The organism is Limosilactobacillus sp. DJ3M12, assembly GCF_947381695.1.
In the GTDB taxonomy this organism is placed as follows: domain Bacteria; phylum Bacillota; class Bacilli; order Lactobacillales; family Lactobacillaceae; genus Limosilactobacillus; species Limosilactobacillus kinnaridis.
In genome coordinates, this window is sequence record NZ_CANCWY010000003.1 from 83,695 (window position 1) to 105,919 (window position 22,225).

General features: G+C 39.2%; 21 protein-coding genes and 1 tRNA gene. 15 read left to right on the forward strand and 7 right to left on the reverse strand.

Going from position 1 to position 22,225, the window contains the following annotated elements; all coding sequences use genetic code 11:
- Positions 1 to 74: 74 nt before the first annotated feature.
- The 6 genes from QOS06_RS03635 (at position 75) to QOS06_RS03660 (ending at position 6,304) form a co-directional block, all read left to right on the forward strand.
- Positions 75 to 962, forward strand: a complete 888-nt coding sequence (locus QOS06_RS03635) for a LysR family transcriptional regulator (RefSeq protein WP_085678984.1) — start codon at positions 75 to 77, stop codon at positions 960 to 962.
- A 55-nt stretch (positions 963 to 1,017) separates the two neighbouring features.
- Positions 1,018 to 2,385 carry a threonine/serine exporter family protein gene (locus tag QOS06_RS03640; protein WP_003668849.1) on the forward strand — a complete coding sequence of 456 codons (1,368 nt, stop codon included), beginning with the start codon at positions 1,018 to 1,020 and terminating at the stop codon, positions 2,383 to 2,385.
- Between the two features lie 12 nt (positions 2,386 to 2,397).
- A complete protein-coding gene (locus QOS06_RS03645; RefSeq protein WP_085678978.1) occupies positions 2,398 to 3,051 on the forward strand; it encodes a uracil-DNA glycosylase in 654 nt (217 codons plus the stop codon).
- 127 nt (positions 3,052 to 3,178) lie between these two features.
- Entirely contained in the window at positions 3,179 to 4,687 is a 1,509-nt protein-coding gene (locus QOS06_RS03650; protein WP_078009668.1) for an MFS transporter, read from the forward strand.
- A gap of 48 nt (positions 4,688 to 4,735) precedes the next feature.
- Positions 4,736 to 5,719: an alpha/beta hydrolase fold domain-containing protein gene (locus tag QOS06_RS03655; protein ID WP_283595515.1), complete on the forward strand. Its 984-nt coding sequence runs from the start codon at positions 4,736 to 4,738 to the stop codon at positions 5,717 to 5,719.
- Positions 5,720 to 5,731: 12 nt separating this feature from the next.
- Positions 5,732 to 6,304: a DJ-1 family glyoxalase III gene (locus QOS06_RS03660; RefSeq protein ID WP_003670687.1), complete on the forward strand. Its 573-nt coding sequence runs from the start codon at positions 5,732 to 5,734 to the stop codon at positions 6,302 to 6,304.
- Between the two features lie 58 nt (positions 6,305 to 6,362).
- Here the strand turns inward: QOS06_RS03660 and mprF are convergent, their stop codons facing one another.
- Positions 6,363 to 8,948: a bifunctional lysylphosphatidylglycerol flippase/synthetase MprF gene (mprF, locus tag QOS06_RS03665; protein WP_078009670.1), complete on the reverse strand. Its 2,586-nt coding sequence runs from the start codon at positions 8,946 to 8,948 to the stop codon at positions 6,363 to 6,365.
- A 154-nt stretch (positions 8,949 to 9,102) separates the two neighbouring features.
- Between mprF and QOS06_RS03670 the strand changes: the two genes are divergently transcribed.
- Positions 9,103 to 9,177, forward strand: a tRNA-Asp gene (locus QOS06_RS03670).
- Positions 9,178 to 9,254: 77 nt separating this feature from the next.
- On the forward strand, positions 9,255 to 10,121 hold the full coding sequence (locus tag QOS06_RS03675) for an RluA family pseudouridine synthase (RefSeq protein WP_078009671.1): 867 nt from the start codon (positions 9,255 to 9,257) through the stop codon (positions 10,119 to 10,121).
- Positions 10,122 to 10,176: 55 nt separating this feature from the next.
- On the opposite strand, the gene QOS06_RS03680 is transcribed toward QOS06_RS03675, so the two are convergent.
- On the reverse strand, positions 10,177 to 10,905 hold the full coding sequence (locus QOS06_RS03680; RefSeq protein WP_078009672.1) for a DUF4811 domain-containing protein: 729 nt from the start codon (positions 10,903 to 10,905) through the stop codon (positions 10,177 to 10,179).
- Positions 10,905 to 12,413, reverse strand: coding sequence for an MDR family MFS transporter (locus tag QOS06_RS03685; protein WP_283595516.1), 1,509 nt, complete (start codon positions 12,411 to 12,413; stop codon positions 10,905 to 10,907). Before QOS06_RS03685 ends, QOS06_RS03680 begins: the two co-directional genes overlap by 1 nt.
- Before the next feature lie 131 nt (positions 12,414 to 12,544).
- On the opposite strand from QOS06_RS03685, the gene QOS06_RS03690 reads away from it, so the two are divergent.
- From QOS06_RS03690 to QOS06_RS03705, 4 genes are all read left to right on the forward strand, one after another.
- Positions 12,545 to 12,991 (forward strand): MerR family transcriptional regulator, encoded by a 447-nt coding sequence (locus tag QOS06_RS03690; protein WP_099979672.1) that lies wholly within the window; start codon positions 12,545 to 12,547, stop codon positions 12,989 to 12,991.
- Between the two features lie 78 nt (positions 12,992 to 13,069).
- Entirely contained in the window at positions 13,070 to 13,417 is a 348-nt protein-coding gene (locus tag QOS06_RS03695; RefSeq protein WP_003668828.1) for a hypothetical protein, read from the forward strand.
- A 274-nt stretch (positions 13,418 to 13,691) separates the two neighbouring features.
- Positions 13,692 to 15,548 carry a ribonuclease J1 gene (gene rnjA, locus QOS06_RS03700; RefSeq protein WP_085678961.1) on the forward strand — a complete coding sequence of 619 codons (1,857 nt, stop codon included), beginning with the start codon at positions 13,692 to 13,694 and terminating at the stop codon, positions 15,546 to 15,548.
- A gap of 147 nt (positions 15,549 to 15,695) precedes the next feature.
- Entirely contained in the window at positions 15,696 to 16,883 is a 1,188-nt protein-coding gene (locus tag QOS06_RS03705; RefSeq protein WP_003668824.1) for a CPBP family intramembrane glutamic endopeptidase, read from the forward strand.
- 112 nt (positions 16,884 to 16,995) lie between these two features.
- Here QOS06_RS03705 and QOS06_RS03710 read toward each other — a convergent pair whose 3' ends face one another.
- From QOS06_RS03710 to QOS06_RS03725, 4 genes are read right to left on the reverse strand one after another with little or no spacing between them, the layout of a single operon-like run.
- Positions 16,996 to 17,649 carry an amino acid ABC transporter permease gene (locus tag QOS06_RS03710; protein WP_283595517.1) on the reverse strand — a complete coding sequence of 218 codons (654 nt, stop codon included), beginning with the start codon at positions 17,647 to 17,649 and terminating at the stop codon, positions 16,996 to 16,998.
- Between the two features lie 12 nt (positions 17,650 to 17,661).
- Positions 17,662 to 18,300, reverse strand: coding sequence for an amino acid ABC transporter permease (locus tag QOS06_RS03715; RefSeq protein ID WP_003668822.1), 639 nt, complete (start codon positions 18,298 to 18,300; stop codon positions 17,662 to 17,664).
- A complete protein-coding gene (locus tag QOS06_RS03720; RefSeq protein ID WP_003672528.1) occupies positions 18,300 to 19,130 on the reverse strand; it encodes a transporter substrate-binding domain-containing protein in 831 nt (276 codons plus the stop codon). The genes QOS06_RS03715 and QOS06_RS03720 overlap by 1 nt, the downstream gene beginning before the upstream one ends.
- 12 nt (positions 19,131 to 19,142) lie before the next feature.
- Positions 19,143 to 19,883, reverse strand: a complete 741-nt coding sequence (locus tag QOS06_RS03725; RefSeq protein ID WP_003668818.1) for an amino acid ABC transporter ATP-binding protein — start codon at positions 19,881 to 19,883, stop codon at positions 19,143 to 19,145.
- Between the two features lie 277 nt (positions 19,884 to 20,160).
- Here QOS06_RS03725 and QOS06_RS03730 point away from each other — a divergent pair, with 277 nt between their 5' ends.
- From QOS06_RS03730 to QOS06_RS03740, 3 genes are all read left to right on the forward strand, one after another.
- A complete protein-coding gene (locus tag QOS06_RS03730) occupies positions 20,161 to 20,637 on the forward strand; it encodes a universal stress protein (protein ID WP_003668816.1) in 477 nt (158 codons plus the stop codon).
- Between the two features lie 171 nt (positions 20,638 to 20,808).
- On the forward strand, positions 20,809 to 21,492 hold the full coding sequence (locus QOS06_RS03735) for a VIT1/CCC1 transporter family protein (RefSeq protein ID WP_003672525.1): 684 nt from the start codon (positions 20,809 to 20,811) through the stop codon (positions 21,490 to 21,492).
- A 14-nt stretch (positions 21,493 to 21,506) separates the two neighbouring features.
- Positions 21,507 to 22,199 (forward strand): VIT1/CCC1 transporter family protein, encoded by a 693-nt coding sequence (locus QOS06_RS03740; RefSeq protein ID WP_003672524.1) that lies wholly within the window; start codon positions 21,507 to 21,509, stop codon positions 22,197 to 22,199.
- Positions 22,200 to 22,225 lie beyond the last annotated feature (26 nt).

The following is a 22,225-nucleotide window of genomic DNA, read 5'->3' on the forward strand; positions in this document are numbered from 1 at the left end:
GAACATTCTTTTGTATTCAAGTATAAATTGACGTAAGATAAAGATATTATTTCGACATAGAAAGGGTTAAGACGATGAATACTCGTGATTTGCAATACTTTGCCATGCTAGTTAAATTAAAAAATTATACACAAGTAGCAAAGTATTTTAATGTTTCTCAACCTAGTATTACCCAGGCAATTCGTCGCCTTGAGCAAGAATTTGACACAAAATTAGTGCGCAAAGATCGTGTTCATAGGGATGAAATGATTACGCGCAGTGGGCAGTTACTATATGAAAAAGCGTTGGCGATAAACAAAAAAATAGACATTGCCCATCAAGAAATAGCACGGTCTGATCAGCGACAAATAAAATTCGGTCTTCCGCCAATTATTGGAAAAATGTATATTTCACATATTATCGGCAATCTTTCTAAGCAGCTTCTTCAACGAATAAAAATCGTTTCTGTGGGGTCGCATGAATTGCTAAGTGAATTACAAGCAGGAAAGATCGATATTGCCATGCTGGGTTCGATTGCACCAATTGATCAAACCGGTATTTTTGCGGAATTAATAACTGCGCGACCATTTAGTATCATCGTAAGTGCTGATCATCCGCTTGCAAAGAAAAAGGAAGTCAGTTTTCAAGACTTAACTAACGAAATCTTTATTAATTATGACCAGCAATATGTGCATAAAGCTGCCTTTCAAGCCTATTCTACCTATGCCCAAATTAATCCACAAACGGCAATTTATAAGGTGCCAAATGTTTCCTGGATTAAAGAGTTGGTACGGCAAAATAAGGGAATTAGTTTGATGGTTAAAGATGCGGTAAAGGATGAACCAGGAATTGTCGCCCTCGATATTAAAGACCCAATTCCGGAAAAATTTTTTATTTCGCTTGCTACACGGGAGGATTACATTTTAAGCGATGATGAGCAGCAACTAATCACTAAATTAAAAGAAATTACTCCCGTCGCTTGACAGTCGCCGTATAATTAAATAGTTAAGAGAATTGATAAGAGGAGCTTGATGGGTTTTGAGTAAGGATAAAGAGATCTCAGCGAATGATTTTGAGCCGACTGAACATTTGTCTGATAAGCATCATATGGCGATTCCATGGCATGACTTTTTTACAAATGATAATTTCACCCCTGCGTATGAGGCTAATTTAGTAGAACGAGCAGCGATTGTCGGGCGAATTGGATTAATGATGCTTTCTTATGGAACAGGGGCATGGCGAGTCCGTGATTCAATGAATACAGTTGCCCGGACGCTAAAAATGACTTGTTCGGTCGATATTGGGTTAGTTTCCCTCGAGTATACCTGTATGGATGCCCATCATAGCTATACGCAGGCAATATCTTTGCCAAGCACAAGTGTAAATACGACAAAACTTTCGCAGATGGAACGATTTATTAAAGAATTTGACCAGAATGGGAGTGAGATGACAATTGGAGAAATTCACTCCCGTTTGGAGGAAATTGCCCACTCAAAAGGGAATTACGCTCCTTACCAAGTAGGATTAGCAGCCGCTCTGGCATGTAGCGCCTTCGTCTTTTTACTCGGTGGTGGACCAGTTGAAATGTTTTGTAGTTTTATCGGGGCTGGCCTCGGAAACTATGTCCGTCGTAAGATGATTGACCATCACATTACCTTATTTGCGGGAGTAGCGGTTGCGGTTGCAGTTGCGTGCCTTTCTTACCTGTTGGCTTTAAGTTTGATGCAATTAACGTTTAATGTGAGTTCGCGTCATGAAGCAGGGTATATCGGCGCAATGCTGTTTATTATTCCAGGATTTCCATTTATTACTAGTGGCCTTGATATTTCAAAACTTGATATGCGGTCCGGGCTTGAACGGATGACCTATGCAATCGCAATTATTACAGTTGCTACCTTGGTCGGGTGGATTGTAGCATTAATGGTTAACCTGCGTCCTGAGAATTTTCAAGCATTGCCGCTATCTGCATTAATGCTCTTTTTACTCCGGTTGCCAGCCAGCTTTTGTGGGGTGTTTGGCTTCTCAATAATGTTTAACAGTACGCCTAAAATGGCGGCTATTGCCGGTTGTATTGGGGCGATTGCTAATACTTTACGCTTAGAATTAACGGACTTGACCGGAATACCGGCAGGGGCAGCCGCATTTTTAGGGGCGTTAGTTGCCGGGTTATTGGCATCGATTGTTAAACGTAAAATCCAATATCCACAAATTTCAATCACGGTTCCGTCGATTGTTATTATGGTCCCGGGACTCTATATGTATCGGGCAATGTATAATATCGGTTTAACTTCGATTAGTGTAGGAACGCTTTGGATGACCAAGGCGCTTATGATTGTTGTATTCTTGCCAATGGGATTGATCGCTGCTCGTATTCTTACAGATTCTAAGTGGCGACATAATGGATAGGAGATTACGAACATGATTGCAGAATATCCGCCAACGCTACTGGCAGAGGTAAAAGGAAAAACGAAGGATCGGCAATTAACAGGTTTTACTCCAGGTCAAGGACCGCTTAATCCAGATTTGATGTTAGTAGGAGAGGCTCCTGGTCGTTACGAAGAAAAGGTAAATATTCCTTTTTCTGGTGCTTCCGGTCAGGAACTGATGAAATTGATTGAATCAATCGGATACTCGCGTTCAACCGTTTATATTACTAGTGTAGTTCGTCAACGGCCTTATAGTATTAAGAAGGCAATTGATAAGAAGACAGGTGAAGTAATTGAAAAACGGCCTAACCGGACGCCAACTAAAAAAGAAGTCTTAGCATTTGCTCCTTTGTTTGATTGGGAACTGGCTCAAGTTAAGCCGAAAATTATTGTTACGCTTGGCAATACGGCTTTACAACGGCTGCTTGGTAGTCAGGCCAATATTGGTAAGCTTCATGGGCAACTTCTCCACGAAAAGATTCAACGGACTAATGATGCGCATGATGGTTATGAGTTGACGACTGATAAGCATTGGATTATGCCGATGTATCATCCGGCCGCAGTACTCTATGCCCGCCGATTGGAGCCTACTATTAAAGCTGACTGGCAACGGTTAGGGCAGGACATTAAGAAAATGAAAAAATAACCATTATACTTTTTGTGACAAAGGTCGTATAATGGGAAACAGTTTGTAATTCAAGAGGATGGGACAACGCACTTTGATGCTCTGTTCCATCCTCTTTAGTACGTAGAGAATTAAGGGAGATGAAAAAGTGGAATTACAACAACGACGAACAATTGTTACTGGTGCGTTGTTACTATCTAACATCATGGCGGGGATGGATGGTACGATTGTAAATACGGCCTTGCCAGCTATTACCAGTGACCTTCATGGGTTGCAATATATGGGGTGGATCATCGCAACTTTTCTTTTGGGAATGGCTGTTGCAACCCCATTATGGAGTAAGTTTGGTGAGCATAAGGGAAATAAGCAAGCCTATATTACTGCTACCTCCATGTTTTTAGTCGGAGCCATCTTTCAAGGATTAGCCCCTAATATTTTATGGTTTATTATTGCGCGAACTGTAATGGGAATTGGTGCTGGCGGAATGAATACAATCCCGTTTATCGTTTTTGCTGAATTGTACGACAACCTAAAAAAACGAGCCCAAGTATTAGGAATTGCCAGTGCTTGTTTTGGAACTGCTTCGATTATTGGTCCTCTACTCGGTGGATGGATTGTTGACGCGTTGAGTTGGCACTGGGTTTTCTATGTTAATGTACCGATTGCCTTAATTGCGATTACGATCATTAGCTTGTTCTATAAGAATGTGAAAAAGCAAGCTGCAGGTAAGCCAGTTGATTATCTTGGAGCAACTTTACTGGTAGTCAGTTTAGTAATAATTTTAGTAGCTGTTCAATTGATTGGTTCAGCTTCTGGCTTAGTAGTGGGCTGTTTATTAGTTGTTGGTCTCTTATTGCTTGGCGGAATGATAAAAGTTGACAGTAAGGCGGTCGACCCAATCGTTCCTAGCCGTCTGTTTAAAAATCGCGAATTGGTAATTGATTTTACTTTATTCGTTATAATCTGGGGTTCATTTATTGCATTTGTCACTTATATTCCAATGTGGGCTCAGGGAATTTTAGGTTTAAGTGCGCTGCTTGGCGGAATGACGCAAATTCCAGGTGCGGTTACTAACTTTATTGGTTCAGAATTAGTACCGGTATTGCAGGAGCGATGGGGAAAATACTGGATTGTTACCTGTGGGGCGGCTTCAATTTTTATTGCTTATTTAGGAATAATGATTGGGGGGCAAAAAACACCATTCTGGCTTATTTTATTCATGGGTGCTTTTGAAGGATTCGGTGTTGGTCTTGTCTTTAATATTTTACAGATTAATGTTCAAACAGATGCTGAATTACGGGATGTGCCAATTGCTACTTCACTCGGATACTTATTACGAATTTTGAGTCAGACCCTTATGTCCGCGGTTTATGGCGTTATTCTTAATCAAGAGCTATTCCAGGGTGTTCAAACGCATCACGGAATTACCTTAAGAATGCTAAACAAATTATCTAATGCCCAAACTGCTAATAGTCTTCCAAATAAGCTTTTACCAACCATGCGTACGATACTTTATAATGGGTATCGCGATATTATCATTGCGGCAGTAATTTTAATCGTTATTGCCTTAATTTTGGTTGTGATTTTAGGCTGGCGAAATCATTGTCACCAACGCGACCTAATGGCTTTAGGTAATCTTAAAGACACAAAATCTTAAATCATGATAGTATAATAGTAAGATTTTAAATGAGGAGCGATCGTTTCAGTGGAGAAAATAAAAAAATTTAATACTCAAATTGCTAGTCATTTGGCTAATAATCTTGAGAATAGTTTGCGAGAGTTACGGCGATGTGGTGCTCATCGTTCTAGTAAAGCAACCTTTACTGAAATGGGAATTCAATTAAGCGGGTTTAAAAATGATCTTGCAGAAAATAATAAATTTAATGCCTTAGTGGGTAATGCATGGATTGACAATGAAGCTGATTACTACTTACCTGCTGCTGAGATGACGGTTGATGTTCAGCGTCAAGAACAGGAAGTAACAACATATGTCTTAAATGATCACGGGAATAATCAACGAATAATCATGTATCTAACCGGTGGAGCCTATATTCAGCGTCCCGATAAGACTCATTGGCAATATTTAAATCGGTTGGCAATCGCCACGGATGCGAAGATTTATGTCCCAATTTATTCATTGGTTCCGCATACTACTTTCCGTACCGCCTATCAAGAAATTGCTAGTCTTTATAGTAAAATTTATACCCTTATGCCTGCTAGTAAAGTAACTATTATGGGCGATTCAGCTGGCGGAGGATTAGCAGCTGGTTTTTGTGAATATCTTGGTAAAAAGGGACTTCCACAGCCTGGTCATCTCATTCTATTTTCTCCTTGGCTTGACCTTGACCTCACAAATCCTCTCATTAGCAAATATGAAGATAAAGATGTTACACTAGCAGTGAACGGTTTGCGAAAAATTGGTACGATGTGGGCCGGTGATACAGATCATCAAGACTATCGCTTAAGTCCCTTGTATGGGAATCTTGATCAGTTGCGCGATGTGACTGTTTTTGTAGGGACAAGGGAAATAATGTATCCTGATGTGACCTTGTTTGTTCAAAAATTGCGTGACGCTGGGATCACTGTAAACTCATATACGGGTCGTGGACTGTTTCATATTTACCCGCTTTATCAAATTCCAGAAGCAAAGGGTGTAATGAAACGGGTAGTTGCAACAATTAATAATTGATGGGGTGATATTTTGGCTAAAGTTGCTGTAGTGTTTGCACCAGGTTGTGAAGAAGTAGAAGGACTTACAATTGTGGACGTTCTCCGGCGAATGAGGATTGAAACCACAATGGTCGGATTAGAGGATCTTCATGTTCCTGGCGCTCATGGAATTGAATTAACTTGTGATGAGGTAATGAGTGATCGGCTCCTCAATTATGATGTGGTGGCCTTTCCTGGTGGTCGCGGGGGTGCCCAAAAGCTTCGCGATAATGATAAGTTGATGAAATTGATGCAAAAACGCAATGCAGAAAATAAGTGGGATGCCGCAATGTGTGCTGCTCCGATTGCCTTGGCTCGGTATGGCTTGCTTGATAATCATAACTATACTTGCTTCCCGGGAATTAACGAGGAAATTGCTAAGGTTGCCCCAACAGCAAATTTTAAAGAGGATATTACGGTTGTTGATAATGATGGAAAAATCATTACCAGTCGTGGACCCGCAACTGCCTTAGCCTTTGCTTATCAGATTGCAGAGGTATTAGGATATAACACTGATAAGATTAAGCATGAGATGCTATACGACTATTTAATGGATCAGAAATAATAGATAAAAGTAAAGAGGGTGAGGAAAAACGAAAAAGTTTTTCCTCACCCTCTTAACATTATTTAATCAACCACCAGAAGATTGAACGGTGGTTTTGCTGATCAACACGTTGGTTAACGACACTAACTAGAATCATCATTGTGGCAATAATTGAATTCTTCTTGCGGAAGGCAGTATAACGTGAATACCAAACTGTCGCATATTTATCTTTGTATCGCCGTAATCCTTGAAAGCCATACAAATGATATCCATATTCATAGATGAAGTGTGCAGCTTTTTCTTCAATAAAGCTAAATTGATATTCACCAACATTCGAAAGAGGTGCCATTCCGAGATCAAAGTAGGTATAACCGTTTTCCTGCCCGTACTGGAACATACTAATGAAAATTTTATCCATGATTCCAGAAGGGGCATCTTTACTATGACGCATGAGGTCAATTGTTAAAATCTTTTTACCCCCTGTCGGCATAAACGTTGCAAAGGCGAACATTTTGCCGTCTTTATCACGGATAATGCCAACAGGTGCTTGATTAATGTAGTAGGAGTCAAAGAAACCGAGAGAGAATCCTTTTTCTGTTTCGTTTCCTAACCAGCTATCGGAGACTTGTTTCATCTCCTGCATTAATTCTTTACTAAATGGTGGCTTTTCAACAGAGAAGGTATAGCCTTCACGATCAAATTTATGCATCAATGCTCGTTGTGATCGTTGTCGCTTACCAGCAAGCGTAAAGTCTGCCAGCTTAACAAGGCCAGTTTCACCGGTTTTAATAAAGTCGAAGCCAAATTCATGAAGAAGCATTGTCATATCGCTGGAGACTTCATAAAAGACAAGCTGATAGCCATACTTATCAGCTTCTAAGACAAATTGTCGAAGAGCTGGTCGCCAACTATCCTTATCTCCAACTGGATCGCCTATTACGACCAAGCGATCATATTTACGGCGATACATGAAAAAGAGCTTATCATGATCGTCAACACTGTAATAATAGATACTTTTATCTTTTAAGAAGGCGAGGTGACTAGTTTCATTTCCTCCATATTCTTTAATAACATTGCGGATCCGTTCAGCATCAAATACGTTTGGAATATTGAAAGGATCAGTCCCGGCCATAAAGTAGCGCAGAATAACGAAAATTAATAAGAGGCCGAGGATTAATCCGAAAAGTCCGGAAATCCAAATCTTTTCACCAGGGAAAAATAGAAAATCAGGGATGTGGTGCTTACTGGAATATTGAGGAGCATTAATAACCCCGACAATTACATAGAGGATACATGCCCCAGCAAAGATAAGACTATCAATTGCGAATTTTCCAATTGAATATTCCAATTTCTTCCGGTATAACACATGGCGAGAGAGTAAAACAAGTATCAAAACAATGACGAGGTAAATTGTTAAGCTCAATGTTCCCAGGTTCCAAATGGTATTAGCAATTCCAATTACCAATAATATTAAAGTAGGAAGGTATGCCTTTTTCACCTTTGATTGAAGACCGCGAGCACAGGCAAGCATAGCCAGTGCAAATAAGATGGTTGTCAATTGGTGGAGGAAGAAGAAGGTATAGGGATAAAGGTTCGCGATAATCTTATTTTGTGCTGTGATGTCTGGAATTGAGGCAGTAATAAGCATCAGAATCCCAGAAACATACATAAATGTTGTAATTAAATAGTAAGCAAGTTTGCGGACCATTAGCAATGGTAATCCGTCGAAAAACTGGTTAACTTGGGATGCCAGAGAGTGCAAGAACATGAATCCGGCAATAATTAAGGGAACGATGTAGTAAAAAATTCGGAATAGTAATAACCAAATAACAGAGGTAGTTTGGGAAACGCCAAGTAATGACAGTTCTAACATCATTAAAAGGTCAAACGAACCAAGTGCCCCCGGAATCATTGAAAGAACCCCGAGAACTTGGGCAACAACGTATAATGGCAGAACGCTAATAAGGCTATGCCGAACGTCTAAGCACCAACCGACTAGTAAGAAAAAAAGTGCTACAAATAGCCATTCACAAGTTGAACTGGTGACTAAAAAGGTCCCTACTTTGGGCGTGATATTCTTAAATATTTTACTATTATGAATAACAGTAAAATAAAAAACGATTGGAAAATATAATCCGCCCCCCACAAGCCAAAGTGCGTATTGGTTGAAGTGGCCGCCATCGTGAAACACAAACATGATGATCAAAGCTACCCAACAAAGAACAGATAAACCAGAGAGTAAGAAAACAGCGATTTTAGAGATGGCAAGTAGAATCTCTTTCTTAGTTGCGTTCTTTCGATAGAAGTATGCTCGTAAAGTAGAACCAAGAATTCCGCCAAATCCGGCAATATTTGTTAAAGTATTAGTAATCCATCCACAGCGGATAATATATGATTTCTTAAATTTCCCGGGTAATAAATGAGTGATTGCAAAATCATACCCCAACATAGGGATGACTGCGATGCATCCCGTAATTAGTAGCAGGATGATACTTTTCCAAGACAGGTTTGCTAAACCAACTCCTACTTCATGCCATTTAACTGTTTTAAAAAAGTTACCTAACGCGAGAATAACAAAGACTAGGACTGAGGTTACAAACACTACTTTTATGATTTTTGAATACTTAGACCACCAGTTTAATAGGCGCTTGCCCAACTGCTGCATTAAAAACTCCTCCTTAATAATAGCTAGTACTTTCATTATAAACTATTGATAATTTTTACGGTATAGATAGGAAAAACGAAAAATCAAAAATAAATCACAAATTTTTGTTGACTAATTTCGATAAATCTCGTATACTTTTATTTGTTGTCAAGTTGGTCCGTTGGTCTAGTTGGTTTAGGACGCATCCCTGTCACGGATGAGATCACGAGTTCGAGTCTCGTACGGACCGTTCAATATTAAGGAGCTGTGATTTAGGTCATCAGCTCTTTTTTTGTATCTTTTTCAATGTTGATGGAGGAAATTAAGATGGAAAATACGTGGATATACCGAGGAACCGAACCAATTAAAATAAAGAAGTATCTTCAGTCATTAGGGATGGGGCATCGTTTATTTAACGATCTTAAAAACGGTGAAGGGGAATTCCTTGTTGATCATCGGAAGGTACGGCCAACAACCCAGATTCTTCCTAATCAACCTTTAACCATTAAGGCTCAGCCAGAGTTAGCTGATGATACTGTTGGAATTAGTAATGAGCCCTTAAATGTTGTTTATGAAGATGATAATTGGTTGGTAATAGATAAGCCAGCAGGTGTGACTTCTATCCCAGGACCAACTGTTCAAAATGATACAGTTTTAAATCGGGTAAAGGGATACTTAATCGCAAATAATTCTGTAGATCTCCGCCCTCATTTAATTACACGACTGGATCGCTTTACGGGGGGACTACTTCTTGTCGCTAAGCATCATATTGCCTCCAGTATGATCAGTCAGCAAGTGCAGCAACATCAAATGCTGAAGGAATATACCGCTTTAGTAGAAGGACAGGTTATGGACGAGCATGGCGAGATTAACAAGCCGATTGGAAGAAAGGATGGGCAGGCTGCACGGGTAATTGACGAGAATGGGCAACGAGCTTTGACCGAGTATTGGGTTGAAGAACGAGGCGCAAAGTGGACACGAGTACGGGTAAGACTTCACACTGGACGCACACACCAGATCAGGGTTCACTTTGCTGCTATTGGTCATCCCCTAATTGGTGACCATCTTTATGGCGGCGATACTAGTAAGTATGATCATCAGTTGCTTCATGCAAGTAAAATTAGTTTTAACGATCCCTTTACCCTTAAACAAAGGACATTTACCTCAGAATTGCCACCAGTATTTTTGAATTAGATTAAATATAAAATAGAGACTAGGAGAGATTGCTTTTTCTCTTAGTCTCTATTTTTTACTTAACTTGTTTTAAAATTTGTTGAACGCTTTGGGCCTGAAATTCTTGTTCTGCTTGTGCGGATACTTCTTGAATTTGTTTAGCAGTCATGTTAGGATTCTTGGCCATTGCTGCTTGAACCTTTGATGTAACAAAAGCGCGTCCTTGTTCTGCTGCTTGTGCTTGTAATTTGGCACCCGTAGCAGATTTAGCAACTCTGGCAAGTTTATCTGCCTGACTCGTTGTGAGTTTAACATACATTCGTGGATATTCTAACACGTTAGTTCGCTTAACCAATGTATTGTCCATTCCTGACCATGCATATAGGACTTTATAAAAATTATTACGATATTGCCAGCGCGTCTCAGTTGTTACGAGCTGAGGGGTAGAACCATTAGTCCATTTAATTCGACTAGTGGTGTATTCGTTTGCTTGGGTATGGTAAGGCGTTTTTTGTTTAACTTTGGTGTTATAAATATAAACATCATCGCGGCCGCTTTTACCAACCGGTTGATAAATTGCCAGGGGCATTGAGGAATTTGAAGCAGAGTAAATCCGCTTGGTGGTTGTTGTCGTAACTTTTTGCATTCCAAAATGGTGACTGTAATTTAGTGTCATCAAAAGAGTTGAGCCCACAAAGATAATTCCCGTGAGTGTAGCTAAAATAATTCGCAGGCTTTTTTGCCGAATAAACATCATGCAAGCAAAAAAGGCGAGTGCTCCTAGAAAAGTTAAAATAATAACCATTACTTCATCCCTCCTTTATCAGTTGGTTCTGCAATGTCTTCGCTATCAAGGCGGAGGTGAATTCCATTACCACTTGTAACAAAGAATGTAAGGAATAAACCAATGAGTGAGAAGGCGATTGCAAACCAGAATGCTGCATGGTACCCCATCAAAGTAGCATCAAACATCTTTGCTTTATATTGCAATGGGGATTGTGTCAGCAGTGAATGAGCAGGTCGATTGCTATTGGTAATATTTGTCAAAACAGAGATCATGATCGCTGTTCCCACAGAAGTAGCGACTTGACGAATGGTATTGTTAACAGCTGTACCGTGCGAAATTAGATTGTAAGGAAGAGAATTCATTCCCGCCGTAGTAACTGGCATCATTACCATTGAAATACCAAACATCCGGACTGCATATAAGAAGACAATATAAATAGTTGGGGTATCACGAGTAATAAAGGCAAAAGGAATTGTTCCAACAGTTAAGATAAACATTCCCGTAAAGGCTAAGTGTTTAGCACCATGACGGTCAAATAAGTTCCCAGTAATTGGACTCATAATTCCCATGAAAAGGGCTCCAAATAAAAGGGTAAGACCTGAATGGAAGGCGGACATTCCATGAATGATTTGAAGGTAAAGAGGGATGACGAATTCTACCCCAACCATTGCCATCATTACAATTGAACTAAGAATGGTCGCAAGGGAGAATTCTTTGCTTTCAAATACCTTGAATTCAAGGAACGGATCGTCTAGCTTGTTTTGACGCATGATTAGAATTCCAACTAAAATCACCCCAATGATAATGGTTGAAAGGACAACTGGATCTGTCCACCCCTTATCACCGACACTTGAGAATCCGTAAAGCATGCTCCCAAATCCTAATGTTGAAATAACAACAGAAAGCCAGTCAAGATGCGGCTTTTTATTAGGAATAACATTTTTAACTGCAAAAAAACTAACAATGATAACTAAAGCAGTAATGGGGGCGATCATTCCGAAAAGCCACCGCCAGCTATAACTATCGATAACCCATCCAGATAGAGCAGGCCCGATTGCTGGGGCTAATCCAATAACTAGGCCGTTTACTCCCATCGCAGCGCCACGTTTCTCAGGAGGATAAACAGTCAGCATAATATTCTGCATTAGGGGCATGTTAATTCCTACTCCGACCGCTTGGATAAGACGACCGGCTAATAAAACGGCAAACGATGGAGCAATCCATGCTAAGATTGTCCCAACTTCAAAGGTTGACATAGCAATGATAAAAAGACTCTTAGTATTAAAACGACTGGTTAAATAGGCACTTACGGGGATCATAATCCCATTAACCATTAAGAAACCAGTAGTTAACCACTGAACGGTGGCAGTACTAATATTAAAAGCATCCATTAATGCGGGAAAGGCTGTTGAAAGAATAGTTTGGTTTAAAATGGTACAAAAAGCTCCAATTAATAGGACGAAGATCATTAAGGAACGATTATAAGTTTGACCATTAATATCAACAGGTTGTTGCTCTTGATTCACTAATAGAATCCTCCTCTACGTTTTTAACAATGTGAAAAATATAATACTATTCGATATCTTTGTCAAATTATTTGACAAAGATATCGAATTTTTGGTAATTTATGATTGAAATATACACTTTGGAGGAAATAATGGATCCGCTTTCTGAAAAAATTAGAAAAATGATCGCTAGTAAACAATTAAAGATTAATATGAGTGAAGTAGCACGTGTAACTGGTGTCTCTACTAGTCAACTAAGATATTGGGAGAAAAAGGGTTATATTAAATCTGAACAAGATGAGCAGAATAAAAATCACTATTTTAGTTTTCCAACAATTTTTCAGGTATTAACGATTAAAGTATTTTTGGATCAAGGCTTTACTTTAGCGATGGCTGTAAAAAAGGAACGTAAACGGCGCGAACTTCATAAGATTTTTACCCGTTTTATTACGGACGGTATCAAAGAGGTAGAACAAACTGGAGAAGATAGTGGAGAAGTTAAGCTGGGTGCATTAGCTGAAGATTCCACAAAAGAAGTATATGCAGTGATTGATGGTGAAAATACTAGTCTTCGTATTCGGGATCGGAAGGAAAATTAACGGATAATAAACTTTGTGTTAAGGTTAAAATGTAGAGGATAACCAAAGTAAATTAATTTGAGAAAGGAAGAATAACAATTGGCTACAACAGGTTTAAGTTATAGTGAGTTAAGCGAGGATGCTAAAGAAGTTGCCCTTAATTCCTTTATTAATTTTTATGTTGATCAATATCGTAGGGGCAGTTTAGAGATCCTTAGCTCACAAGTATCTAATGAATTAATGGCTACAATTAATCAAATCTTGTGCGATAATGCTTTTATGGGTCATCAGGAATTAGTTAATGTAAGCACGCGGCTAAGTAAGCCAGCTTATCAAAAAATTTTAACCGCATTGACTAATGTTAAATTTCATGAAGATGGGGAACCGGTTGTTGATTGGATGAAGGCTTGGGAACAAAAAGAGGAACAGTTACCAGAAGAAGATTAGGCAAGCAACTAGTGGGATTTAAAAAGGAAGGTGGAGTAAAGATAAATACTTTCTCCCACCTTCTTTTTTAATCAAAGAATTAGGCAATTACTACCTTCAATTTTGTAGATGTGGTAAAATAGTAGTTAGTTTTACGTACGGATTAAATAATTAAGATTAAGTGCCAATAATAAAATGAATATCAATAACCGACCTTGTCAGAACAAAGCGGTTCTTTTGGCTTACTTAAATTCCGTTAATTAACATGATAAAAATCTATAGAAGGAAAGGTATTATGACAAAATTAAAGATTAAAAACAATGAAGTTGCCTTTTACGCCATGGGTGGTCTTGGTGAGATTGGTAAAAATATGTATTGTGTACAATTCCAAGATGAAATTATTGTTATTGACTGTGGAGTTTTATTCCCCGAAGATGAATTACTAGGAGTGGATTACGTAATTCAAAATTATGATTACCTCATTGAAAATAAAGATAAGATTAAGGGAATCTTTATTACTCACGGTCACGAAGACCACATTGGAGGATTACCATTCTTCTTACAAAAGGTCAATGCACCTATTTATGCTGGACCATTTGCAATGTCATTAATTAAAGGAAAACTGGAAGAAAAACACTTACTAAGAAATGCCGAATTGCATGAAATCAATGAATTTGATGAGGTTCACTTTAAGAAATTATGGGTTAGTTTCTTCCGGACAACCCACTCAATTCCTGATACATTAGGGATTGCAGTTCATACTCCGCAAGGGACAATTGTTCAAACCGGGGACTTTAAGTTTGATTTGACACCGGTTGGTAATTTACCTGGTCCAAATCTTCAACAAATGGCTAAGTTAGGGGACGATGGGGTTCTCCTTTTAACATCAGATAGTACAAACGCTGAACGACCAGAATTTACAAAGTCTGAACGCTGGGTTGATATCCATATTCGCCGGATCTTTGAACGAATTAAGGGACGCATTATCTTTGCCTCATTTGCATCTAATGTTTATCGATTGCGTGAAGCATCTGATGCCGCAATTGCGCAAGGGCGAAAAATTGCGGTTTTTGGTCGCAGTATGGAAAATGCAATCACTGCCGGTCAAGAATTAGGGTACCTTAACATTCCTAAAGATTCACTTATTGACCAAAATGAAATTAACAATTATCCACCAGAAAAAGTATTGATCATGTGTACTGGATCGCAGGGTGAACCAATGGCGGCGCTTAGTCGGATTGCTAACGGAACTCACCGCCAGATTACCATTCAGCCTGAGGATACCGTTGTTTTCTCAAGTAACCCAATTCCGGGTAACACGACTAGCGTTAATGCCTTGATCAATAAGCTTGAAGAAGACGGTGCTAATGTTATTCACGGTTATGTTAACAATATCCATACATCCGGGCACGGTGGTCAAGTTGATGAAGAGTTTATGCTCCGCTTGATGAAGCCGAAATTCTTTGCGCCGGTTCACGGGGAATACCGGATGCAAAAAATTCACACTAAGTTAGCTGAAATGACTGGTGTACCAAAGGAAAATAGCTTTGTCCTTGCAAATGGGGATGTTTTAGCTCTTACGAAAGACTCTTGTCGAGTGGCGGACCATATTGATAGTGTTAGTGATGTTTATATTGATGGTCGTGATGCGGGAGATACGGTTGGAAATCCAGAAATTCGCGAACGACGCTTGCTTTCAGAAGAAGGTGTCGTAACAGCGATTGCGGTTGTCGACTTAAAGGATTATCAAATTGTTGCGGGGCCTGATATTGTTTCTCGTGGCTTTGTTTATATGCATGAATCACAAGAGCTGATTAAGGCAGCCAATCATGAAGTATTCTGGGCAATCCTTAATACATTTAAGAATCACAAACACATTGATCAACGGGTATTAAACCGGACAATTATCAGCCGTTTACAAAAATTACTCTATGATCGCACCGGTCGTCGTCCAGTGATTATTCCGATGGTGACAATTTTGAACGGTAATAATCGTTCCGAAAACCAACACTATCGTCGACCAAACAATAAAAATAATCAAACACATAAAAACGAACGACAAAATAATCATTCCCACCGGAACTCTCAGCAACATTCTAAAAAGAAGAATAGTAAAGAGAAGCAACCAGTTGCAACTGGAAACACAAAATAAACGATAAAAGAACTTGCGGTTTTTTTGCCTGCAGGTTCTTTTGTGGTTTAAACTAAAAAAAGAAGATTTGTTCTTAAAACTAAGGAGATTGTTTGGTATGATCATATTTAGCAATTATTTTAGATTTCCCAGAGAGGATGAGGAAAAATGACCGGAAACGATTATCTTAGGATCTGGTACCGGGTTCAAATTGGGGCGACCCTGGTCATTTTGGCAATGATGATGATTCGTAATTACGAATTTAATCGTCAGACTGTTGCATTAGCATTATTGATCATGGTTATTATTTTAGGAATTGGTTTAGTCTTTGAACTCTTACCTAATGTATCCTTGTTAGTTAAAAAGTTGAATGCATGGCTGCAGGTAATTGCCCAGCCGATAATTTTAGTGTTTGCTTGGGATGTAATGGTTCGAGAAATTATTGTTCTATTACATTTACCATCCCGGGGCGTTGTGACAATGATGATTTTTTATTACTTTATTATGTTTGCACCATTTGCAAGCGTAATTGGTGAGTTCATGCATTGGAGCATCGAACGGCTAATCTTTATTGCCTGGTTAGCTCAGGTGGTTTTTACGCCATTGATTGCCTTACCAACAGACTTGGTTGATAATCACTTCTTATTATTAGCATTATCGACTGGTGCAGTTGGCGCAGTTGCTTTCTTTATTCTTACGACAACTGTTATGCGGACGTGGCATTTATCATGGCCAGGATTAAAACCACACTGGAGCGGTGATTTTAATTGGGGGATATTTGCTGGATTAGTTGTTGTTGATATTATCTTTATGGCCTTAAATACGGGAGAAATGCCAAGGCTCCACCGTGCTAATTGGGATTTTACCCTTTCGGCGTTTGAGGCTGCGGTAATGGAAGAGACCTTATTCCGTTTTGCTATTCTTGGCATCTTATTCTATGCTTGGCGCAATGTTAAGCAACGCCTTCCGTTGGCATTGGCAACGAGTTCAATTTTATTCGGAATTGTTCATCTTACCAACTATGGCCCTCAAGAATGGTCAATGACTGTTTTACAAGCAGTTAGCGCAGCTGGGATTGGACTATTTTTTGCAACCGTTTATGTTTATACTGGTCAATTATGGCTAGCAATGGTAATGCACTTCCTATTAGATTGGACGGCATTTATTGCTTCTGATTCAACGTTGATGACTGGCAAAGTAACAGTTCAAAATTGGATTGGGACGGGAATAGAATTAGTAGTATTTATTGGAATCGCCGTTTGGATGATGTTTGGACAACGACGTCAAGTGATGGAACGGCATGTTAATCGCTTGACCGGAGAGCATCAACGGTTTGACTTTATGATTCAGTATTAAATAAGTGAGTGGAAATTAACCGCCTTGTGGTTAATTTCCGCGATATCGTAACAATATTCATATAAAACGAGGCTGAGAAAAAACTGTTGTTTTTCTCAGCCTCTGTTTATACTTATGCAATGTGTTTATGCAAATAACGTGCAACCAATGATAATGAGTAGCAGACAATAAAGTAGAGGACTGCTAACGCAACGAACATCGGAATAATATAATTTGTGTTTTGACCATAGATGATCTGGGCGTGGTACATTAACTCTGGCAAGACGATGATTGTTGCTAGTGATGTATCCTTAACTAATGAAATGAACTGACTAACGAGAGCCGGCATCATATTCTTAATTGCTTGTGGTAAGACAATAATTCGTAATGCTTGCCACTTAGTTAATCCATTAGCTAATGCCCCTTCCGTTTGACCGTAATCAATCGAATTTATCCCTGAGCGAACGATTTCAGCAACCATTGCCGATTCGAAAATTGAAAGCGCCATAATTGCGGCAGGAATAATTTCTGGTTTAATTTCGATATTGGGGAGGCCAAAGTAGGTGAAGAAAATTATTAGCAGGAGAGGAAGATTACGGATAATATCGATAATGAATCCTACAATTGCTGATAAGTATTTGATGTTAGCGTAACGAATAATTCCGAGAAAAGTTCCCAAAATAAAACTGATTATAATTGAAATTACGGAAACTTCAATCGTAATCCAAAGTCCTTCTAGGAGGAAACGGATATTAATCCATGAATAAGCGTCAATAAAGTTTTGCATTGATCATCCCTCCTAGGCTAATTTCTTTTCAAGGTGTCGCATATAATAACTCAACGGAAGCGTGATGATGAGGTACATGATCCCGACAATGAAATACGTGGGCATAGTTGCTAAGGTATCGTTTGCAATTAGATTTCCTTGGTACATAAGATCAAAGCCAGCGACAAAGGCAAGGACCGATGAGTTTTTAACCAAATTGATAAATTGATTGCCAAGTGGTGGAATAACAACGCGAAATGCTTGTGGTAAAACAATGTAGCGCATCGCTTGTCCATAAGTAAGTCCATTGGCAAGGGCTCCTTCCATTTGACCAGGATCAATTGAATTAATTCCAGCACGCACAGTTTCAGCAATAAATGCAGACGTATAAAGAGTTAAGCCAATTGTTCCCGCAGTAAATCCATTAATTTTCACTACATACATTGGGATAATCAGGAAAAAAGCCATTGTAATTACCAATAGTGGGATATTACGAAAGACCTCCACATAGACATGACCGATGATTTTTAAAACCCGATGCTGCGAAATTTCGAGAAGGGCAAAAAAGGTTCCAATAATAAGGCTCCCGATTAGTGCAATAAGGCTACATAGAATAGTATTCCAGAGGCCGGTTAAAAGGGGATGCCACTCATTTATAATTAAATTTAACATTAGCGCTTCATCTCCTGATAATTAAATCCTTTAACATTGCCAAACCATTTAAGAAGAAGACGGTTGTAGGTTCCATCCTTTTCAACTTCTCTTAACGCCCAGTTTAATTTATTGCGAAAACGTGTTTGATTTTTGTTAACGGCGATTCCATAAGGTTCTTTAGTAAAGTTACCGCCGACAACTTCATAGCCTGGGTTTTCAGCTGCCATCCCATAGAGAATCCCATTATCAGTGGTAAGGGCATCCCCCTGTTTAGATTTAAGGGCCGTCATCGCTTGAGCATAGTCAGATAATTGAAGGGCACGTGCTTTAGGAGCAAACTTCGCAACGTTTTTAACTGAATTTGATCCAGAAACCCCAAGAATTATAGCACCTCGTCGATTTAAATCGCTGATGTTTTTGATTGGACTTCCCTTTTTAACTAGGAGAGATTGACCAGCATCAAAGTAAGAATGGGTAAAGTCAACTTGCTTTTCTCGCTCAGGAGTGATCGTCATGGTTGCCATAATCGCATCAATATTACCATTTTTTAATAGGGGCACCCGGGTTCCGCTGGTTACAGGAACAAAAATTGGTTTTCCCTGTGGGCCGAGGATCTTTTTTGTAATAGCTGTTGCAAGATCAATTTCAAATCCTTCTAGCTTTCCTGTCCGGATATTTTCCAGCCCAAATAGGCGGGTATCTGCTTTAACTCCCCAGATAATTCGTTGACTACGCATATCTTCGGTCAGAACATCTTTTTTTGCAATTGAGGTACCGCAGGCAGAAAGAGTAAGGAGAGCAACAAAGAGGAGGGCGCTAAGACTAATCAATCGCCAATACTTTTTCATTATAATTCCTCCTTAGTGACCACTGATCTTACTCATAAATTCGCGAGCACGCTCTGTAGAAGGCTGGTCGCCAAAGAATTTTTCGGTGGAATCGTCTTCTAAGATCCGACCATCTGCCATAAAAATAACCCGGTCAGCAACTGCCCGTGCAAAGCCCATTTCGTGGGTCACTACTAACATTGTCATGTTGGAGTTTTTAGCGATATCTTTCATAACGTCTAAAACATCATCAATCATTTCAGGATCGAGAGCACTTGTTGGTTCATCGAATAGGAGGCATTTAGGCTTCATAGCAAGACTGCGGGCAATCGCAATTCGTTGTTTTTGCCCTCCAGATAGCTGAGCAGGCATACTTTCAGCTTTATTTGCAAGGCCAACTTTATCAAGCAGTTTCATTGCTAACTCACGGTTTTCTTCTTCCGGACGCTTTAATACAATTCGTGGTGCGAGCATTATGTTTTCGATAACACTCTTATTGTTGTATAAGTTAAAGTGTTGAAAGACCATTCCGACATCTTTTCGAATTAAATTTACATTGGTTTTCTTATCGGCAAGGTCAAACCCATTAACGATTAATTGACCGTCTCTAATAGGATCTAAACCATTAACAGTCCGGATTAAACTACTTTTTCCCGAGCCAGATGGCCCAATTAAAACAACTGTTTCACCATCATCGATTGTTAAATTAATATCTTTTAATGCATGAAACTTGCCATAATATTTTTGTACATTATGAAATTCAATCATTGACATGAAATAATTAACCCCATTTCGTTGATATTATCAAGAAGTAAGTAACTTTTATTATATCGATTGTTCTATAAGTCGTCAAAATGAGAATTGTGTAGAAGTGAATTTGAAAAAATAATTATAAAATTCTTTAATAAATCACTTTTATTTTAGGAAGGCCAAAATAATTATTTACAAAATCGAGATAAGTAGTAACATAAGGAGTGAAGAATATGATTTAACGAAGAGGAGCGAGTAATGCTTCACCGTTAAAGTGTAGAACATAGGGAGGAGAATACTAATGTTCGAAATAAAGCCAAAGAAGTTCAAGAAGATCCTCGTTGGTGTTGACGATGCACCAGATGCCCGTGCCGCTTTCTCATACGCGGTTGATAAGGCGAAACGTGATGGTTCAGAGCTAGGAATTGTATCAATTTTAGAAACTGACCGGGTAAATGTATATCAAATCTTAGATAAGGATTATGTTCATAGCAGTGAAGACGAATTACGTCAACGGGTAAATGAATATGTCCAAGCAGCAATTGATTACGGCGTTGATCCAGAAAAGATTACGGCGATTGTTGATCGTGGGGAGCGGCCAGCTGAGCGGATTTGTAATCATGTTATCCCCGCTTTTCAGCCAGATTTATTAGTTGTTGGTTCAATTGGTAAGAAGGGTAATCGTAAGGCGGTTGGTTCTCAGGCATCATACATGGCTCGTCATGCTGGAACGTCAGTATTTGTTATTCGGACAAACACTGTTCAGGCTTATGAATAAATAATTTAATTTTTAAGATTATTGCGATAGTTCTGATTAGGACTATCGCTTTTTACATGAAAATATATTTTTTAATGATTCTAAGATAGAATATCATTTGAAGATTATTTGGTTGTTTTTACTTATCTCTATGTTATAATGATTCTAAACTAAAAGAGGGAAGGGATAAATTTGTCCAAGAAAAAGATGTCACTAGCACAAAAGGTAAACGTTCTGCGTGCAAGTGTGATGGGGGCTAATGATGGGATTATTTCAATTGCCGGAATTGTTATCGGGGTGGCAGCGGCAACGAGTAATGCCCGTTCCATCTTAATCGCGGGTTTGTCCGGAACACTTGCCGGTATGATCTCAATGTGTATGGGGGAGTACGTCTCAGTTTCGACCCAAAAGGACTCACAAAAAATGGCTTTGATTAGTGAAAAGCAGCGGCTTCAGAATCAATACCAGCATGAATTTGACTATGTTCAAAAGAAATATGAAGCTCAAGACATTGATTCGCAATTAGCTAAACAAGCGACGAAAGAATTAATGGAAAAAGATGCCTTAGGGACAGCTGTTCAAGAGCGCTATGGCTTTAATCCCAATGAGTTTACAAGTCCATATGCTGCGGCGATTGCTTCCTTTATATCCTTTCCAACTGGTTCAATTTTACCAATGGTGGCGGTTACCGTTTCTCCCGCAAATGTTCGAATCTTAGCAACCGCAATTGCAGTTCTAATTGCCTTGTTAATTACTGGTTATTTTGCGGCGGTTTTAGGAAAATCTAACCGGATTAAATCGATGATCAGGAATGCAGCTGCTGGATTATTAACAATGGGGGTTACGTACCTGATTGGACAATTATTTGCGCGGTAGGGAGATGAGATTAAATGAGTATTAAGGTGAAAAAGCATCAGAAGCAAACAATGGAAGAAAAACTGAATACGTTACGAGCAGGGGTACTAGGTTCAAATGATGGGATTTTGACTGTTGTCGGTGTTTTGGTATCGGTGGCAGCAGCGACAAGTGACCGTTTTACTATCTTCATTGCTGGCTTATCTGATTTGCTTGCCTGTGCATTTTCAATGGCTTCTGGCGAATATGCCTCTGTATCTACTCAAAAGGATACAGAAAAAGCGGCCGTTGCTAAAGAAGAGCAACTCTTAAAGGACGATTATGAAGGGGAACTTGCGGCAGTAAAAGACTATTATGTAAATAAAGGAGTTACTCCTGAAACATCAATCAAAATTGCTAAGGATCTCCTTAATAAAAAGCCCCTCGAGACAGTTGTTCGGATTAAGTATGATGTTGAGCTTGGTCACTATCTTAACCCTTGGGATGCTGCATTTTCTTCTCTTTTTTCAGCAGCTGCCGGAGGATTAATTCCGTTGATGGCGATGACTTTTGCTCCCGAAGCATATAAGTGGTATGCCGTGATTTTGGCAGTTGCCTTTACGAGCGCTCTAACCGGTTATATCAGTTCTAAACTCGGGAACGGGCTTGTAAAAATTGCAGTTATTCGAAATATTATTATTGGTTTGATTACGATTACGATTCACTATGGAGTCGGAAAATTATTTTAATCGATGTAAAAAAATAGGAAGCAAGA